This is a genomic window from Agromyces sp. NPDC004153 (genome assembly GCF_053603635.1).
On record NZ_JBSGFY010000001.1, the window covers coordinates 1667136 to 1684100 of the forward strand.

Below are 16965 nucleotides of genomic sequence, written 5' to 3' on the forward strand. Positions count from 1 at the left end.
CACCGCCGGCCTCGGGGGGCGCAGCGGGAAATGCGGCGGAACGTGCCCCGCAACGCGCTTCGGGCGCCGCCGCGGACCCGAGATCCCGCCCCACGATGCGGCACGTCGCCGCCCTCGCCGGCGTCGGGGTCAAGACCGTCTCCCGCGTGATCAACGGCGAGCCCAACGTCTCGGCGGCCACGATCGCGAAGGTCACGGCGGCCGCGCGCACGCTCGACTACCAGCCCGACCTGCACGCGGGGAACCTCCGCCGCGCCGATGGACGGACTCGCACGCTCGGGCTCCTCGTGGGCAGCGTCGACAACCCGTTCGCGGGCGCCGTCCACCGCGCCGTCGAGGACGTGGCGCTCTCGCACGGGGTCGCGGTCTTCGCCTCGAGCCTCGACGACGACCCCGACCGCGAGCAGGAGGCCGTCCATGCGTTCCTGCGACGCCGCGTCGACGGGCTCATCCTCACGACCGTGTCCCAGAGCCAGGCCTACCTCGCGCCCGAGCTGCGACGCGGCACCCCGGTCGTGTTCGTCGACCGCGAGCCCGCCGGCATCACGTCCGACGCGGTGGTCAGCGACAACGCCGAGGGCGCCGCACTCGCCACCCGCCACCTCCTCGAACGCGGCCATCGGCGGCTCGCCTACCTCGGGGACCGTCCCGTCATCCAGACCGCCCGTGAGCGGCGGCGGGGGTTCCTCGAGGAACTCGGCCGCGCCGGTGTCGCGACGCGCGACGTGCCGGTGCTCGAAGGACTCCACGACGAGGAGTCCGCACGTGCTGCCACGATCGCGCTCTTCGATTCGCCGAATCCGCCGACGGCGATCTTCAGCAGCCAGAACCTCGTCACGATCGGCGTCATCCACGCCCTTCGCGAGCTCGGCCGGCACCACGACACCGCGCTCGTGGGCTTCGACGACGTGCCGCTCGGCGACCTGCTCGAGCCCGGCCTCACCGTCGTCGCACAGGATCCGCAGGAGATCGGGCGCATCGCGGCCGAGCGGGTCTTCGCCCGGCTCGACGGCGACCACTCCCCCGCGGCGCGTACGATCGTGCCGACCCGACTGATCGAGCGCGGCTCCGGTGAACTCCCGCCGCGCCAGGGAGGCTGATCGCATGACCGACCCGACACGTTCGCCGAGGCGGGTCGCCGTCGTCGGCGACGCGCTGATCGACGAGCTCCGCGACGAGCACGGCTCCCGCGAGTTCGTCGGCGGCGCCGCGCTCAACGTGGCCGTCGGCCTCGCCCTGCTCGGCGAGGACGTGACGCTCGTCGCGATGCTCGGCGACGACGAGGCCGCCGAGCGGATCCGCGCCTTCCTGCACGACTACGGCGTGCGCCTGGTCGAGAGCCCCTCGCCCCACGGCACGTCGCGCGCCGTCTCCGACCGTAGCGAGGGCGGCGAGCCGCGCTACGAGTTCAACGAGGCGGCCAAGCGTCGCGCCCTGCGCTTCGACGACGCCACCCGTGCCGCGCTCGACGAGGCCGACCTCGTGGTCGTGAGCTGCTACCCGTTCGACGACGACGCGCAGGTCGCGTCGCTCGTCGGGGCCATCGAGCGCCCGGGCGAGCGCCTCATCGTCGACGGCAACCCCCGGTCGGGCATGATGGCCGACCGCGAGCGGTTCCTCGCCAACTTCGAGGAGATCGCGGCCCGGTCGCTGCTCGTGAAGGTGGGCGACGAGGACGCCGAGCTGCTCCTCGACGACACGCTCGACGCGTTCGTCCAGCGACTCCGCCGAGCCGACGGCGCGAGCCGAGCGGACGGCGCGGGCGAGGACGGCGCGAGCCGAGCCGACGGCGCGGGCGGGGCGGACGCGGGCGGGGCGGGCGCGGTCCTCGCCACCGCGGGTCGGCACGGCGCCACCGTGCACGCCGGCGATGACGTCGTGCATGCGGACATCGTGCCCCTGCCCGGTCCGGTCGTCGACACCATGGGCGCCGGCGACGCGACGCTGTCGGCGATCGTGCATCACATCGCGACGCAGGGCGTGCCCGAGACGACGGATGCCTGGGCGGCCACCCTGCGCGAGGCGATGACGATCGCGGCGGCCACCGTGCGCCACGAGGGAGCGCTGCTGCGCGTTCCGACGCACGAGACGATCTACCCGAGCTGAGGCGCGGATCGCTCCGCCGACCGGTGAGCGAACCGTCGCGGATGCATGGTCCTCGCGGGCATCACCATGCAGGGGCGACGGTTCGACGCCGGGGCCGGCCGACGCGGCATCCGTCAGCGCACGAGGCGCACCTCGGTGACCTGCCACTCGTCGTCGAACTTCTCGGAACCGTCGGGCTCGAAGCCGTTGCGCCGGTAGAACGCGCGAGCCCGCGGGTTGTCGGCGAGCACCCAGAGGTACGCCGGTCGGTCGCCGAGCGCCGCATCGACGAGGGCCTGCCCGACCCCGGTGCCGTGGTGCGCGTCGAGCACGTAGAGCCCCTCGAGCTCGAGGTCGCGCGGGCCGTCGGCATCGCGGCCGGCGCTCGTGTTGGCCCAGCCGACGACCTCGCCGTCGACCTCGGCCACCCAGATCTCCATGCGGTGGAAGCCCTCGGGCGCCGGGTACACGTCGTTCGCGATGGCGAGGTTCGCGGTCCAGGTGGAGATGCGGATCCGCATGGTCCACGCCTCGACCTTGTCACGTGCGACCCGGCCAGGCTGCACGTAGGTCGTCTGATGGCTGTCCCAGTGCACGCGCGCGATGCCCGGGGCATCCGCGACCTGTGCCCGGCGGATGAGCGCGTCCATGCGTCGAGGCTACGGCAGGGGTGGCCCTTGCATTGTCCGGCGGACACTGCGTAGCATCGCGCCCGTCGACTGACAACGATGTCATGTAGAGCGCATGACTCGCGCAATGAAGGGCGAAACAGACGATGACCACGAGATCACGATGGCGCGCGACGGTGGCGGCGGCCGCCGTCGCGGTGCTCGCGCTGGGCGTGGCGGGTACCATGCCCGCCATGGCCGATGACGGACCCGATCCGGCGACCGAGCAGTACCGGCCGTACCTGCACTTCTCGCCGGAGCGCAACTGGATGAACGATCCGAACGGCCTCGTGTACGAGGACGGCACGTGGCACCTGTTCTTCCAGCACAACCCGTACGGCACCCGCTGGGGGAACATGAGCTGGGGCCACGCGACGAGCACCGACCTCGTGCACTGGGAGGAGCAGCCGATCGCCATCCCACAGGGCTTCGACGACGAGGGCCGCGCCATCGAGGACATCTTCTCGGGCTCGGTCGTGGTCGACGAGCAGAACACCAGCGGCTTCGGCACGACCGAGGATCCGCCGATGGTCGCGATCTACACGAGCGCCTACACCCCGACGCATCCGACGCTCGCCGGACGGCAGGCGCAGTCGCTCGCCTACAGCACCGACCACGGCCTGACGTGGACGAAGTACGCGGCCAACCCCGTGCTCGACCGGGGCTCGTCGAACTTCCGCGACCCGAAGGTGTTCCGCTACACCGACCCCGAGACGGGCGAGTCGTACTGGGTCATGGTCGCGGTCGAGGCGCTGCAGTACCAGGTCGTGCTCTACCGCAGCGACGACCTGAAGACCTGGACGCACCTCAGCGATTTCGGGCCCGCCAACGCGACCGGCGGCATCTGGGAGTGCCCCGACCTGTTCCCGCTCGCGGTCGACGGCGACCCCGCGAACACCAAGTGGGTGCTCGTCGTGAACCTCAACCCGGGCTCCGTCGCCGGCGGCTCGGGCGGACAGTACTTCGTCGGCGACTTCGACGGCACGACCTTCACGTCCGAGAGCACAGTGCCGGATGGCGCGCTGCCGGCCGGCGAGGTGTTCGCCGGGTTCGACGACGGCACGTACGAGGGCTGGTCGGTCGAGAACGAGCCGGGCAACTGGAAGAACGGCCCGTGGACGGATGCCCCGGCCGCCGGCACGCTCGCGAACCAGAACCCGGTCTCGGGCTTCGTCGGGGCCGGCCTCGTCAACGGCTTCACCGACGGCGACTGGCCCGTCGGCTCCATGGAGTCGCCGACCTTCACGATCGACCGGCCCTTCGTGAACCTGCTCGTGGGCGGCGGGAACCACCCGCGGGTCGAGGGCACGCAGGTCGGCAACGAGCCGCCCGCCGGACGATTGCTGTTCGACGGCTTCGAGCTGCCCGACGGCACGACCCTCGCCGACGCGGGATGGCGGATCACGGGCGACTTCGCAACCGAGCCGTGGCGCAATCCGTCGACCGCCGGCGGTGACTACTACCTCGGCGCGAAGCGGATCAACACGTGGGAGGGCGGCCCGAAGGGCGACGACAACCTCGGTGACCTCACGTCGCCGTCGTTCACGATCCAGCCCGGCGAGGATCACCTCTCGTTCCTCCTCGGCGGCGGCAAGCGACTGGACGGCGCGCTGGAGGCGCGCCTCCTCGTCGACGGCGAGGTCGTGCGCACCGCCACCGGCCCCGAGGCGGGCCAGCTCAACTGGCAGTCGTGGGACGTGTCGGAGTTCGCCGGCCGCGACGCGAGCTTCCAGGTGCACGACGACGCGACCGGCGGCTGGGGCCATCTCACGGTCGACCACCTCGTGCTCGGCGCCAAGCCGGCGCAGGTGCGGTCCGACGAGACGAGCGTCAGCCTCGTCGTCGACGGCGAGGTCGTGCGCACGGCGACCGGGCGCAACAGCGAGAACCTCGACTGGGTGAGCTGGAACGTCGCGGAGTACGCCGGCCGCGAGGCATCCGTGCGCATCGTCGACAACAACCGGTTCGGCTGGGGCCACGTGCTCGTCGACCAGGTGGTGTTCGCGGATGCCCCGGCGGCGCCGCGCATCGAGGGCTACGACTGGCTCGACTGGGGCCGGGACTACTACGCCACCGTGTCGTTCGCGAACGCGCCCGACGGACGCCGGGTCATGCTCGGCTGGATGAACGACTGGGAGTACGCGAACGACATCCCGACGGGCACCTGGCGGAGCGCCATGGCCCTGCCGCGCGACGTCTCGCTCGTCACCACCGAACGCGGCCCGCGGCTGGTGCAGCAGGTCGTGCCCGAGTTCGCACAGCTCGAGCAGCGCGACCTCGCCTACACGGATGCCGCGCGGCCGATCGCGCCGGGCTCCGAGACGCTGCCCGTGTCGGGCGACGTCGTGCGCATCGACGCCGTGCTCGAGCCGGGCGACGCCGACGCGGTGGGGATCAGCGTGCTCGGCGACGACGAGGCCGCGACTCGCATCGGGTACGACGCGGCATCCGGTCGCCTGTTCGTCGACCGCCGTGACTCGGGGAACACGGGCTTCCACCCGGCGTTCGCGTCGATCGAGGACGCGCCGGTGCCGCTCGTCGACGGCAGGATCGCGATCACTGCCTATGTGGACCGCGCCTCGGTGGAGGTGTTCACCGCCGACGGGCGCACGACCATCACCGACCAGGCGTTCCCGAACGCCGCGGCCGACGCGATCGGACTCTGGGCGGAGGGCGGAGGAGCCGCGCTCGAGTCGCTCACCGTCACGCCCCTTCACGGCGCGATGTACCGCGAGGCAGGCGTGGATGGGGCCACGGCACCGCCGCCCGCCGCGGAGGCGACGGCCCTCACCGGCCCGAAGCACGCGCCCGACGCCGACGGCGACTACGTCGTGAAGGTCAAGGTCGGCAGGGGCCAGCCCACCACCGTCGTGCGGCTCGTCGAGGACGGCTCGGTCGTCGGCCGGGTCTACCGCTCGGCGTCCTCCGATCGGGTCGTCGCGTTCCCGATCGCGGATGCCGCACCGGGCGAGCACCGGTACACGGTCGAGCTCGAGAACTCGGCCGGCACCGCCGACGGGGGAACCCTCGTCGTGCGCGTCGCCGGCTGAGCCACGCGGGCGGGATGCGCGCTGCTGACCGCGCATCCCGCCCGCCGTGCGCTCCGGCGCCGCGACCCCGACGGCGACCGTCTCGGGCCCGTGCGCGACATCCCCAACTCGGGTGGTGGACGACGGCCCCGGCGCGCCTCACAATGTGTGAATGGGGCGCCGAGGCGGATGCACCCTGGTGAGGCCGACGGTCTCGCCATGAGCGGCAGCGCACCCGAGACGCAGATCCGCACGCCCGACCAGCGGTTGCGGGTCTTCGTGAGCTCGACGCTGAAGGAGCTCGAGCCCGAGCGCAGGGCGGCGCGCGCCGCGATCGAGCGGCTGCGCCTCGCGCCCGTGATGTTCGAGCTCGGGGCGCGGCCGCATCCGCCGCAGCGGCTCTACCGGGCGTACCTCGAGCAGAGCGACGTCTTCGTCGGCATCTACTGGCAGCACTACGGCTGGATCGCGCCCGACGAGGAGGTCTCGGGCCTCGAGGACGAGTACCGGCTGGCGCCGCGGGACATGCCGAAGCTCATCTACATCAAGCAGCCCGCGGAGCGCGAGGAGCGCCTCGCCGAGCTGCTCGGCCGGATCCGCGACGACGACACCGCGTCGTACACGCCGTTCTCGACCGTCGAGGAGCTCGCCGATCTCGTGGAGGCCGACCTCGCGACGCTCCTCGCCGAGCGCTTCGACGCCTCGCGCGGGCCCGTCGCGGCGCACGAGCCGCTCGAGGCCGTGGACCCGGTGGAGCACCTGCCGGTCCCCTACACCGAGGCGGTCGGCCGGGAACAGGATGTCGCGACCCTGCTCGGCTGGCTCGCCGACGACGCGAGGCGCATCATCACGCTCGTCGGACCGGGCGGCATCGGCAAGAGCCGGCTGGCGATCGAGGTCGCCCACAACGCGGGCGACCCGTTCGACCGCGTGACGTTCGTGCTGCTCGAGCACGTGCGCGAGCCGGGCGACGTGCTCCCCGCCATCGCGCGCGAGCTCGGCGTGCGCGACACGTCCGGCCGTCCCCTGAGCGAGCAGCTCGGGGTCGCGCGCGCGGGGCGCCGCGACCTCATCGTGCTCGACAGCTTCGAGCAGGTGCTGGGCGCAGCGCCACAGCTCGTGCAGCTCCTGAACGACCTGCCCGACGCGTCGTTCCTCGTCACGAGCCGTGCCCGGCTGCGCGTGCGCGGCGAACGGGTGTTCGACGTGGCGCCGCTCGTCGTGCCGCCCGACCCGACCCGCGCCTCGTTCGAGGCGATCAGGGACGCGTCGGCGGTCCGGCTCTTCGTGGACCGCGCCCGGGCGGCCGATCCGCGGTTCGAGCTCACGCCCGACAACGCCGAGGGCATCGCGCGCATCTGCCGCGCGCTCGAGGGGGTGCCGCTCGCGATCGAGCTCGCCGCGGCGCGCATTCGGGCGCTCACGCCGTCGGCGATGCTCGGCCGGCTCGACCGGATGCTGCCGCTGCTCGTCACGGGCGCGCGCGACATCCCCGAGCGGCAGCGCACGATCGAATCGACGGTCGCCTGGAGCCTCGACCTGCTCAGCGACGAGGCGCAGCGGCTGTTCGCGCGGCTCGGGGTCTTCGCAGGCGACTTCAGCCTCGACGCCATCGAGGCCGTGACGCACGGCGAGCCGTGGGCCGAGGACCTGCTCGGCACCCTGCTGGAGCTCGTCGACGGCAGCCTCGTGCGGCAGCACGACGATCACGGCGTTCCGCTGTTCTCGATGCTCGTGCCGGTGCGCGAGATCGCCGCCGGCCGGTTCGAGCGCGAGCCGGGCGCCACGAAGGCGCGCCGTGCCTTCGGCGATCACTACCTCCGACTCGCTGCCGAGATCGGGCCGCAGCTGCAGGGCTCCGCGCAGGCCCGCGGCCTCGCCCGCATCGAGGCCGAGCGCGACAACCTGCGCGCGGCGGCGCACTACCTCATCGGCATCGGCGCGGTCGACCAGGTCGCCGACGCGGTCTGGCGGCTCTTCCTCTACTGGTGGATCCGCAGCCAGCTGCCCGAGGCGAAGGTGTGGATGGACGAGATCCTCCGGACGGGCGTCACGTTGCGCACGCGCACCCGGGCCATCGCGCTCGGCCTCTCGTCGTGGGTCTCCCTGTCGCAGCCGGGATCGAAGGTCGACCTCGGCCCCATCGAGTGGAGCGTCGCGCTTTTCCACTCCGTCAGCGACGTCGTGGGCGAAGGGTGCGCGCTCACGGTGCTCAGCATCGCATCGACGAAGCTGTCCCCGCCCGACCTCGAGCGGGCCGAGAAGCTCCAGCGACGGGCCCTGGAGCTCGTCACGGAATCCGAGCATCCGGTGTTCGAGGCGATGTTCCGGCTCAACCTCGGCGCCCTGACGACCATGCGCGGCGATCCCGAGGGTGCGATCGAGCTCTTCGACGGCGTGCTCGACGACGCACGACGCATGGGCGACGTGTTCGTCGAGAGCCTCGCTCTGGCGAACGGCGGCTGGGCGCGCCTCGGTCGAGGGGAACCCCGGCCCGACCTGTTCGCCCGGCACCTCGACCTGTCGCTGCAGCTCGGCAACGAGGACGGCGTGGGTATCGGGCTCGAGGGGCTCGCCGCCTGCGCCGCGGCGGTCGGCGACATCGAGCGTGCCGGCCTGCTGCTCGGAGCCAGCGAGACCGTGCGGCTGCGCACCGGCCTCGTCGACCAGCGACCCGACCTCACGTACCGGCCGATCGTCGACCGGGTGCTCGCGTCCGACCGGGCCGAGGAGTTCGAGACGGCTCGCGCACGCGGTCGGCGGATGCCGCGGCGCACGGTGTTCGACCTCGTGCTCGACCCGGCCGAGACGGCGGTGCCGTGAGCGACGGAGGTTCGGAGGCACACATCCGCACGCCCGACCAGCGCCTGCGCGTGTTCGTCAGCTCGACCCTGAAGGAGCTGGAGCCCGAGCGCCGGGCCGCCCGCGCCGCCATCGAGCGGCTCCGGCTCGCCCCGGTCATGTTCGAGCTCGGCGCACGGCCGCATCCGCCCCGCGACCTCTACCGCGCCTACCTCGACCAGAGCGACGTCTTCGTGGGCGTCTACTGGCGCGAGTACGGCTGGATCGCGCCCGACGAGGAGATCTCGGGGCTGGAGGACGAGTGGCGGCTCGCGCCCGGCGACATGCCCAGGCTCATCTACGTGAAGCACGCTTCCGACCGTGAGGAGCGTCTCGCGGGCCTGCTCGCCCGCATCCGCGACGACGACCGCGCCTCCTACAAGCCGTTCACGGATGCCGCCGAGCTCGCCGAGCTCGTCGAGGCCGACCTCGCGACGCTCCTGGCCGAGCGCTTCGATGCGTCGCGCGTACCGGCCCCCGCCGCGACCGCGTCCGCACCCCCGCCCGCGTCCGAGACGCCGAGCCGGTTGCCGTCGCCGTACACCGACGCCGTGGGCCGCGACCGCGAGCTCGCGACCCTGCTCGACTGGGTGCGCGACGACGGCACTCGGCTCGTGACGCTGGCCGGCCCGGGCGGCATCGGCAAGAGCCGCCTCGCGATCGAGATCGCCCACCGCGCCGGCGACGCCTTCGACCGCGTGACCTTCGTGACGCTCGAGCACCTCCGCGACGGCAGCGAGGTCCTGCCCGCCATCGCCCGCGCGCTGGGGGTGCGCGACACCGGCGACCGCCCGCTCTCCGAGCAGCTCGGCGTCGCCCGTGCGGGCCGTCGCGACCTCATCGTGCTCGACAACTTCGAGCAGGTGCTCGACGCGGCGACCGACGTGGTCTCGCTGCTCGACGACGTGCCCGGTGCGACGTTCCTCGTGACGAGCCGCTCGCGGCTCCGCGTGCGCGGCGAGCGCGTCTTCGACGTCGAGCCGCTCGGCCTCCCCGACGAGTACGCCCAGTCCACCGTCGAGGAGGTTCTCGCGTCGCCCGCGGTGCAGCTGTTCCGCGACCGGGCGCAGGCGGCCGATCCGCGCTTCGAGGTCACGCCCGCGAACGCCGTCGACGTCGCCCGCATCTGCCGTGCACTCGAGGGAGTACCGCTCGCGATCGAGCTCGCCGCGGCCTGCATCCGCGCGCTCACCCCGGCGGCCATGCTCGCGAAGCTCGACCAGATGCTGCCGCTGCTCGTGAACGCGGCGCGCGACGTGCCCGAGCGCCAGCGCACCATCCAGGCCACCGTCGAGTGGAGCATCGACCTGCTCGAACCCGACCCGCGTGCGCTCTTCGTGCGGCTCGGGGTCTTCGCCGGCGACTTCGGGCTCGACGCCGTCGAGGCCGTCACGGTCGGGGCGCCGTTCGCGACCGACCTGCTCGGCACGCTGCTCACGCTCGTCGACAGCAGCCTGCTGCGCCAGCACGCCGACGCGGGCATGCCGCTCTTCTCGATGCTCGCTCCCGTGCGCGAGATCGCCACGGCGCGGTTCGACGACGAGTCGGATGCCGCCGCGGTCCGCCGCGCGCACGCCGACCACTACGTGCAGCTCGCCGTCGAGACCGAGCCGCTGCTGCGCGGCCGGACCCAGGTCGACGCGCTCGCCCGGCTCGAGGCGGAGCGCGACAACCTCCGCGCGGCCTATCGCCACCTCATCGCGATCGGCGAGGTGGACCCGGTCGCCGACGCGATCTGGCGCCTGCTCCTCTACTGGTGGATCCGCGGATTCCTGCCCGAGGCGAAGGCGTGGATGGACCTCATGCTCGACGCCGGGCCGCCGCTCTCGCCGCGGACGCGCGCGATCGCCCTGGCCTTCACGGCGTGGGTGCCGCTCTGGCAGACCGATGGCGAGGTGCGCGCCGAGCCGCTCGAGGAGAGCGTGGCGATCTTCCGCGGACTCGGCGACGAGTTCAGCGAGGGCCTCGCGCTCACTGTGCTGGCGCTCGCCTACATGTCGGCCGAGCCGCCCGACCTGGACCTCGCCGAGTCACGGCAGCGCACCGCCCTCGAGCTCCCGGGCATGCGGCGCGACCCCTCCTTCCACGCGCTCTTCCGGAGCGCGCTCGGCCGTATCTACCTCGCCCGCGGGCGGTTCGCCGAGTCCCTGCCCTTCCTCGAGGAGGCGAGGGACCACGCGGCCCGGCTGGACGACCTCTTCGTCGAGTCGATCGCCCTGACGCAGATCGGCTACGCGCACCTCGGGCTGGGCGAGCCCGACCGCGCGTCCTTCGTGCGGAACCTCGAGCTCGCCGCCCGGCTCCGGAACGACGACGGCATGGCCTACGCGCTCGAGGGGCTCGCCGCCACGGATGCCGCGACGGGCGACCTCGCCCATGCCGGCCTCTTCCTCGGGGCGTCCGAGGCGCTCCGCGCCCGCACCGGCCTGAGCGACCAGCGCTCGTACATCACGTACCAGCCGTTCGTCGCGGCGGCGGCCGCCTCGGACCGGGCGGCCGAGTTCGAGGCCGCCCGCACCACCGGTCGACGGATGCCGCGCCGCGCCGTGCTCGACCTCGCGCTCGGTCCCGAGCTCGCCGCCGCGGCTTGGGCATAGCGCGCCACCCGTCCGGGTGCTGGACGGGTGCGTCGGGCGCGCGGACAATGGGCACATGGGGCGTCGCTGCGGATGCACCCGGTGGTCGAGGGAACCGTCGTGATGGGCGGCTCCGCAGAGGCGCGCGGCATCCGGACGCCCGACCAGCGCCTGCGGGTCTTCGTGAGCTCGACGCTCCAGGAACTGCAGCCCGAGCGCCGCGCCGCCCGCGCCGCGATCGAGCGGATGCACCTCGCGCCCGTGATGTTCGAACTCGGGGCGCGGCCGCATCCGCCCCGCGAGCTGTACCGCGCGTACCTCGACCAGAGCGAGGTGTTCGTGGGCCTCTACTGGCAGGAGTACGGCTGGATCGCGCCCGACGAGGAGTCCTCGGGCCTCGAGGACGAGTACCGGCTGGCGCCGCGCGACATGCCGAAGCTCATCTACCTGAAGCAACCGGCCGAGCGCGAGGAGCGACTGGCGCAGCTCGTCGAGGAGATCCGCGACGACGACTCGACCTCGTACAAGACCTTCGAGACGGCCGAGGAGCTCGCCGAGCTCATCGAGGGCGACCTCGCGATCCTGCTCGCCGAGCGATTCGACGCGTCACGAGCTGCAGCCGGGGACGACCACGTCGTCGACCCCGCGACGGTCGACTCGGGCCCGTCCGACGACGCGGCCGATCACCTGCCCGTCTCCCCCGATGAGGTGCTCGGCCGTGAGACCGACCTCATGACGCTGCACGAGTGGCTGGGCGGCGACGAGCCCCGCCGACTCGTCACCCTCGTCGGTCCGGGCGGCATCGGCAAGACGCGGCTCGCCATCGAGGCGGGACGCCAGGCCCGCGACCGGTTCGACCGGGTGACGTTCGTGCCCCTCCAGAACGTGCGCGACGGCGCGGGGGTGCTGCCCGCCGTCGCCCGGGAGCTCGGCGTGCGCGACGACGACGCGGCGCCCACGCTCGAGCGGCTGGCGGTCGCGCGCCGCGGCCGTCGAGACCTCATCGTGCTCGACAACTTCGAGCAGCTCGTCGCCGCGGCGCCGCAGGTCACCGCGCTGCTCACCGAGCTCCAAGGGGCGACGGTGCTGGTGACCAGCCGGTCGCGCCTGCGCATCCACGGCGAGCAGGTGTTCGATGTCGAGCCGCTCGGGCTGCCCGAGGACCCCGAGAGCGGCACCCTCGACGAGATCGCCACCGCGCCGGCAGTGCGCCTGTTCCTGGATCGCGCACACGCCGCCGACGCGAGGTTCCACCTCACCGCCGAGAACGCGCAGGACATCGCGCGCATCTGCGACGCCCTCGACGGCGTGCCGCTCGCGATCGAGCTCGCCGCGGCCTGCATCCGCGTGCTCACGCCCACCGTGATGCTCGAGAAGCTCCACCACGTCCTCCCGATCCTGACGACGTCCGACCGGGACATGCCCGAGCGCCAGCGCACGATCCGGGCGACCGTGGAATGGAGCATCGACCTGCTCGGACCGTTCGCCAGGGCCCTGTTCGTGCGGCTCGGCGTGTTCGTCGGCGACTTCAGCCTCGAGGCCGCCGAGGCCGTGGCCGGCGACGAGCCGTGGGCGGTCGACCTCCCGGGGACGCTCCTCGAGCTCGTCGACGGCAGCCTGCTGCGACAGCACGACGTCGCCGGCGTCTCGTTCTTCTCGATGCTCGTCCCCGTACGCGAGCTCGCGGCGCTGCGCTTCGGGCGCGAACCGGATGCCGCGGCGGTCCGCACCGCGCACGCCATGTACTACGTGCGCCTCGCCGCCGAGGCCGAACCGCTCCTGCGCGGGTTCACGCAGCAGGCGACCATCGAGCGGCTGCAGGCCGAGCGAGACGACGTGCGAGCGGCCTATCGTCACCTCATCGCCGTCGGTGAGGTCGACATCGTCGCCGACGCCATCTGGCGGGTGCTCCTGTACTGGTGGATCCGCAACCAGCTCCCGGTGGCGAAGGCCTGGATGGATCGGCTGCTCGACGCGGGCGTGCCGCTCACCGACCGCAGCCGTGCGATCGCGATCACCTTTTCGTCGTGGGTCGCACTGGCGCATCGGAGCACGGAGATGGACGGCCGACCACTTCACGAGGCGGCCGACCTGTTCCGAGCGGCGGGCGACCGGTTCGGCGAGGGCGCCGCGCTGACGGTGCAGGGCATGGCGTGCGCGATGGCCGCGATGCCCGACCTCGTGGGTGCGGAGGAACTCCAGCGCAAGGCCCTCGAACTCGTCGGTCCCGACGAGGACGCGACGTTCAACGCGCTCTTCCGCGGCCAGCTGGGCAGCATCACGCTCATGCAGGGCGACCCGGCCCGTGCGCTCGAGACCTTCCACCAGGTCATCGGGATCGCGGAACGCATCGGCGACCGGTTCGTCGAGATGATCGAGTACACGAACGCCGGATGGGCGAAGCTCGCGATGGGCGAGCCCACGCCCGCGCTCTTCGCCCGTCACCTCGAGCTGACCCTGCAGCTCGGCAACGAGGAGGGGGTCGTCGACGCCGTCGACGGACTCGCCGCCTGCGCCATCGTGATGGACGACCTCGAGCGCGGCGGCATCCTGCTCGGCGTCACCGACATGCTCCGCACGCGCACGGGCAGCGTCGACCAGCGCACCTACGCCACGTCGGGCCCCATCGTGGAGCGCGTGCTCGCCTCCGAGTACGCGGGCGTGTTCGAGGCCGCGCGCGACCGCGGACGCGCGATGTCGCGTCGGGCGGCGCTGCGCTACGCGACGGGGTCGGTCGAGGCCGAGACGCCGGTGACCGCCTGAACGCGGTCGCACGGATGCCGCGGGCCCGGATCGTTGGTCGGGCCCGCTCGGCTACGCCGGCTGGAGGAGCGGCAGGAGTTGGATGCCGATGGCGCTCGCAACGAATCGCTGCCGCCGATCCCCGGTGAGGCGCGCGACCCAGTCGTGCACGCCCAGGTCGACGAACTCGAGCAGCGCGCCGTCGGGACCGTGCACGCCGAAGCCCACGCGGATCCCGGCGTAGTAGTCCGAGGACAGCGCCTCGGACCGCACCGCGACGTCGGGCATCGCGCCCGCAAGCGCGGCCAGCAAACGTTCGGCGAGTGCGGGGTATCGGTCGTCGATGCGGACCACGGCGATCGGAGCGTCCGCGATCCAGCCGAACTCGGCCGCCGCCGTATCCACGAGCCGACGGTACGCCGCCAGCTGCGCCACGACCGCGGCGACCTCGAATCCGTCCGAGGGTCGTCCCCGACCGGCGTCGGCGAGCGCGAACATCCGGAAGTGCTGCGTGAACCCGCGTCCCGGCGGCGGGGCCTGCATCCGGAGCACCTGGTGCGCCGTGCACAGCCGCACGTGTCCATGGGGGCCGCGACGGAGCCGGGTCGCCGCCTCGAGCGCGAGCACGTTCGTCGGGTCCGAAACGACCTCGGACGTGCGCATCGTCGACAGCGTGCGGTCCTGCGACGTCGGCGCGACGACCGAGTTCGCGCCCAGCGGCGCGACCGGCGACAGCAGCAGGGCGTCGTAGTCGGATGCCGCCTCGAGCGCGAGTGCGTCGAGGCGAGTCGAGATCCGCTGGTCGACGTGGCTCGGCCGCACGGTCGGGTCGCCGGCCCACTGGTCGAGCAGCCGGGCGGGACTGCGGCGCGCGGCGAACGCCCGGGCGATCGCCAGCAGCTCGCCGCGGGCCTCGCTCGGTGCACGGTCCCGCAGCGGTCGTGGATCGTCCATCCCCTCATGATGTCGGATGGCCGTCCGGACCCGTTCCGCGCCGGACCGACGCGGAATACAGTGAGACCCGACTGCACCGTCGCATCGACGCGAAGGAGGCGCTCATGTCGCGCAATCCGGTGAGGCTGATCCCCGACGACTACAGGGCCGTCCCGTCGCTCGACGCGATTCCGGCGGTCGCGGTCGTCGGCGAGCTCGACGAACAGCGGCTCGACGCCATCGGCGTGGTGGTCACGAGCGACGGCGACCTGCCGGCAGGCGTGCCGCTCGATCGCGAGGCGCAGGCGCGCGCCGGTTTCGAGGCGAATCCGGGCACGGTCCTCCTGCTCCCCGGTCGCGGCACGCCACTCATCGTGCTCGCGGGCGCCGGCCCGTCGGCCGACCTGGGCACGGCGGTGCTCCGCGACGCGGCCGCCGCGCTCACGCGCGCCACCTCGCGGTTCGCGCGCATCGACATCCGAGTGCCGACCATCGGGTCGACGGATGCCGCGGCGGCCGCCCAGGCGCTGGCCGAGGGCGCGATCCTCGCCCGCTACCGCTACTCCGAGCTGCAGCGGAAGCCGACGGACACCCCGCTCGAGCGCGTGGAGCTGCTGCTCGACGGGGTCGACCGCGCCGCGGCATCCGCCGGTGTCAAGACCGGGGTCGTCACGGCGAGCGCCGCGGCGATCGCGCGCGACCTCGCGAACGCGCCGCCCGGGCACCTGACCGCGACCGACCTGGCCGACGTCGCGGTCGAACTGGGCCGTCGCTTCGGGTTCGACGTCGAGGTGTTCGACCGGCAGCAGCTCGTCGACCTCGGCTGCGGCGGCCTGCTCGGCGTGAACGCCGGCAGCGCGGAGGAGCCGCGCATGGTGAAGCTCCGCTACGCCCCGCCGGGCGGCGCGTCCTCTGGCCACCTCGGCCTCGTCGGCAAGGGCATCATGTACGACTCGGGCGGCATCAGCCTGAAGCCGTCGGATCCGATGCACCTGCTCATGAAGATGGACATGGGCGGCGCGGCATCCGTGCTCGCGACGTTCACCGCGCTGCGCGCGCTCCGGGCGACCGCGACGGTGACCGGCTGGCTCATGTGCACCGACAACATGCCGTCGGGCTCGGCGTACAAGCTCGGCGACGTGCTGACCGCCCGCGGCGGCACGACCGTCGAGGTGAGGAACACCGACGCCGAGGGCCGGCTCGTCATGATGGACGCGCTCGTGCTCGCGAACGAGGAGGGCGTCGACGCGATCGTCGACATCGCCACGCTCACCGGCACGGCGCTCATGGCGCTCGGCCCGGCGCTCGCAGCCGTGATCGGCAACGACACGACGATGATCGCGCTGGTGAAGGATGCCTCGGCGGCCACGGACGAGCGCGTGTGGGAGCTGCCCCTCGAGCGGAAGTACCGCAAGCAGCTCGATTCGGATGTCGCAGACCTCGCGAACATCGGCGGCCCCTATGCCGGGGCGACCACGGCGGCGCTGTTCCTCGCCGAGTTCGTGGGCGAGACGCCGTGGGCGCACCTCGACATCGCGGGCACCATGCAGTCGGAGGCGGACGACGCCTGGCGTTCGAAGGGCGCGACCGGCTTCGGCGCGCGCCTGCTCATCGAGGTGGCGCGGGAGTTCCGTCCCGCGAAGTGAGCGTGCGGGACGGAACCGCACGGGAGGGGGAAGATCGTGCTCGGAGACCGATTGGGTGAGATCACGGGGAGCGTCACGTACCAGCGAGTGCTCCGCGACGACGACGGCATGAAGCTCGAGACATCGTTCCGGGCGACCGGGACGTTCCTCGGGGTGAGCGTCAGCGACGTGGGGACCTACGTGACGGTGGTGCGCCCCGACGGGACGCAGTACAGCGAGGGGCGCGGCATCATGACGACCGAGGACGGGCGGACTGCCACCTGGACCGGCCACGGCCTCGGCAGGTCGGACCACGCCGGCGCGGCCAGTCACCGTGGATCGCTGTGCTACCAGACGATGCCCGACGAGTGGGCTCGGCTGGCCGACGTGCTCGTGCTGTTCGAGTACGGCGTGGGCGCCGACGGCGCGACCAGGTCGGAGTACTGGGAGTGGAAGTAGCCGACTG

Annotated in this window: 10 protein-coding genes; 8 read left to right on the forward strand and 2 right to left on the reverse strand. The window is 72.8% G+C overall.

Annotation, left to right across the window (positions count from 1 at the left end; all coding sequences use genetic code 11):
• Positions 1 to 95 precede the first annotated feature (95 nt).
• Positions 96 to 1100: a LacI family DNA-binding transcriptional regulator gene (locus tag ACWEOH_RS07730; RefSeq protein ID WP_148732950.1), complete on the forward strand. Its 1005-nt coding sequence runs from the start codon at positions 96 to 98 to the stop codon at positions 1098 to 1100.
• A gap of 4 nt (positions 1101 to 1104) precedes the next feature.
• On the forward strand, positions 1105 to 2106 hold the full coding sequence (locus ACWEOH_RS07735; RefSeq protein ID WP_452029734.1) for a carbohydrate kinase family protein: 1002 nt from the start codon (positions 1105 to 1107) through the stop codon (positions 2104 to 2106).
• A gap of 113 nt (positions 2107 to 2219) precedes the next feature.
• On the opposite strand, the gene ACWEOH_RS07740 is transcribed toward ACWEOH_RS07735, so the two are convergent.
• Entirely contained in the window at positions 2220 to 2735 is a 516-nt protein-coding gene (locus tag ACWEOH_RS07740; RefSeq protein ID WP_452029736.1) for an N-acetyltransferase family protein, read from the reverse strand.
• 125 nt (positions 2736 to 2860) lie between these two features.
• Between ACWEOH_RS07740 and ACWEOH_RS07745 the strand changes: the two genes are divergently transcribed.
• From ACWEOH_RS07745 to ACWEOH_RS07760, 4 genes are all read left to right on the forward strand, one after another.
• Positions 2861 to 5803, forward strand: coding sequence for a GH32 C-terminal domain-containing protein (locus ACWEOH_RS07745; RefSeq protein ID WP_452029738.1), 2943 nt, complete (start codon positions 2861 to 2863; stop codon positions 5801 to 5803).
• Between the two features lie 198 nt (positions 5804 to 6001).
• On the forward strand, positions 6002 to 8605 hold the full coding sequence (locus ACWEOH_RS07750) for a DUF4062 domain-containing protein (protein ID WP_452029739.1): 2604 nt from the start codon (positions 6002 to 6004) through the stop codon (positions 8603 to 8605).
• Complete coding sequence (locus ACWEOH_RS07755) at positions 8602 to 11220, forward strand: DUF4062 domain-containing protein (RefSeq protein WP_452029740.1); 2619 nt, start codon at positions 8602 to 8604, stop codon at positions 11218 to 11220. Before ACWEOH_RS07750 ends, ACWEOH_RS07755 begins: the two co-directional genes overlap by 4 nt.
• Positions 11221 to 11301: 81 nt before the next feature.
• Entirely contained in the window at positions 11302 to 13962 is a 2661-nt protein-coding gene (locus ACWEOH_RS07760; protein WP_452029742.1) for a DUF4062 domain-containing protein, read from the forward strand.
• Positions 13963 to 14013: 51 nt separating this feature from the next.
• On the opposite strand, the gene ACWEOH_RS07765 is transcribed toward ACWEOH_RS07760, so the two are convergent.
• Positions 14014 to 14895, reverse strand: a complete 882-nt coding sequence (locus ACWEOH_RS07765) for a hypothetical protein (RefSeq protein WP_452029744.1) — start codon at positions 14893 to 14895, stop codon at positions 14014 to 14016.
• A 104-nt stretch (positions 14896 to 14999) separates the two neighbouring features.
• Between ACWEOH_RS07765 and ACWEOH_RS07770 the strand changes: the two genes are divergently transcribed.
• Both ACWEOH_RS07770 and ACWEOH_RS07775 read left to right on the forward strand, forming a co-directional pair.
• On the forward strand, positions 15000 to 16520 hold the full coding sequence (locus tag ACWEOH_RS07770) for a leucyl aminopeptidase (protein WP_452029746.1): 1521 nt from the start codon (positions 15000 to 15002) through the stop codon (positions 16518 to 16520).
• A gap of 36 nt (positions 16521 to 16556) precedes the next feature.
• Complete coding sequence (locus ACWEOH_RS07775; protein WP_452029748.1) at positions 16557 to 16958, forward strand: hypothetical protein; 402 nt, start codon at positions 16557 to 16559, stop codon at positions 16956 to 16958.
• Positions 16959 to 16965 lie beyond the last annotated feature (7 nt).

Excerpts from the sequence above, each read along its gene's own strand:
- ACWEOH_RS07730 (WP_148732950.1), top strand. The coding sequence starts at position 96 with ATGCGGCACGTCGCCGCCCTCGCCGGCGTCGGGGTCAAGACCGTCTCC.
- ACWEOH_RS07735 (WP_452029734.1), top strand. The coding sequence starts at position 1,105 with ATGACCGACCCGACACGTTCGCCGAGGCGGGTCGCCGTCGTCGGCGAC.
- ACWEOH_RS07740 (WP_452029736.1), bottom strand. The coding sequence starts at position 2,735 with ATGGACGCGCTCATCCGCCGGGCACAGGTCGCGGATGCCCCGGGCATC.
- ACWEOH_RS07745 (WP_452029738.1), top strand. The coding sequence starts at position 2,861 with ATGACCACGAGATCACGATGGCGCGCGACGGTGGCGGCGGCCGCCGTC.
- ACWEOH_RS07750 (WP_452029739.1), top strand. The coding sequence starts at position 6,002 with ATGAGCGGCAGCGCACCCGAGACGCAGATCCGCACGCCCGACCAGCGG.
- ACWEOH_RS07765 (WP_452029744.1), bottom strand. The coding sequence starts at position 14,895 with ATGGACGATCCACGACCGCTGCGGGACCGTGCACCGAGCGAGGCCCGC.
- ACWEOH_RS07770 (WP_452029746.1), top strand. The coding sequence starts at position 15,000 with ATGTCGCGCAATCCGGTGAGGCTGATCCCCGACGACTACAGGGCCGTC.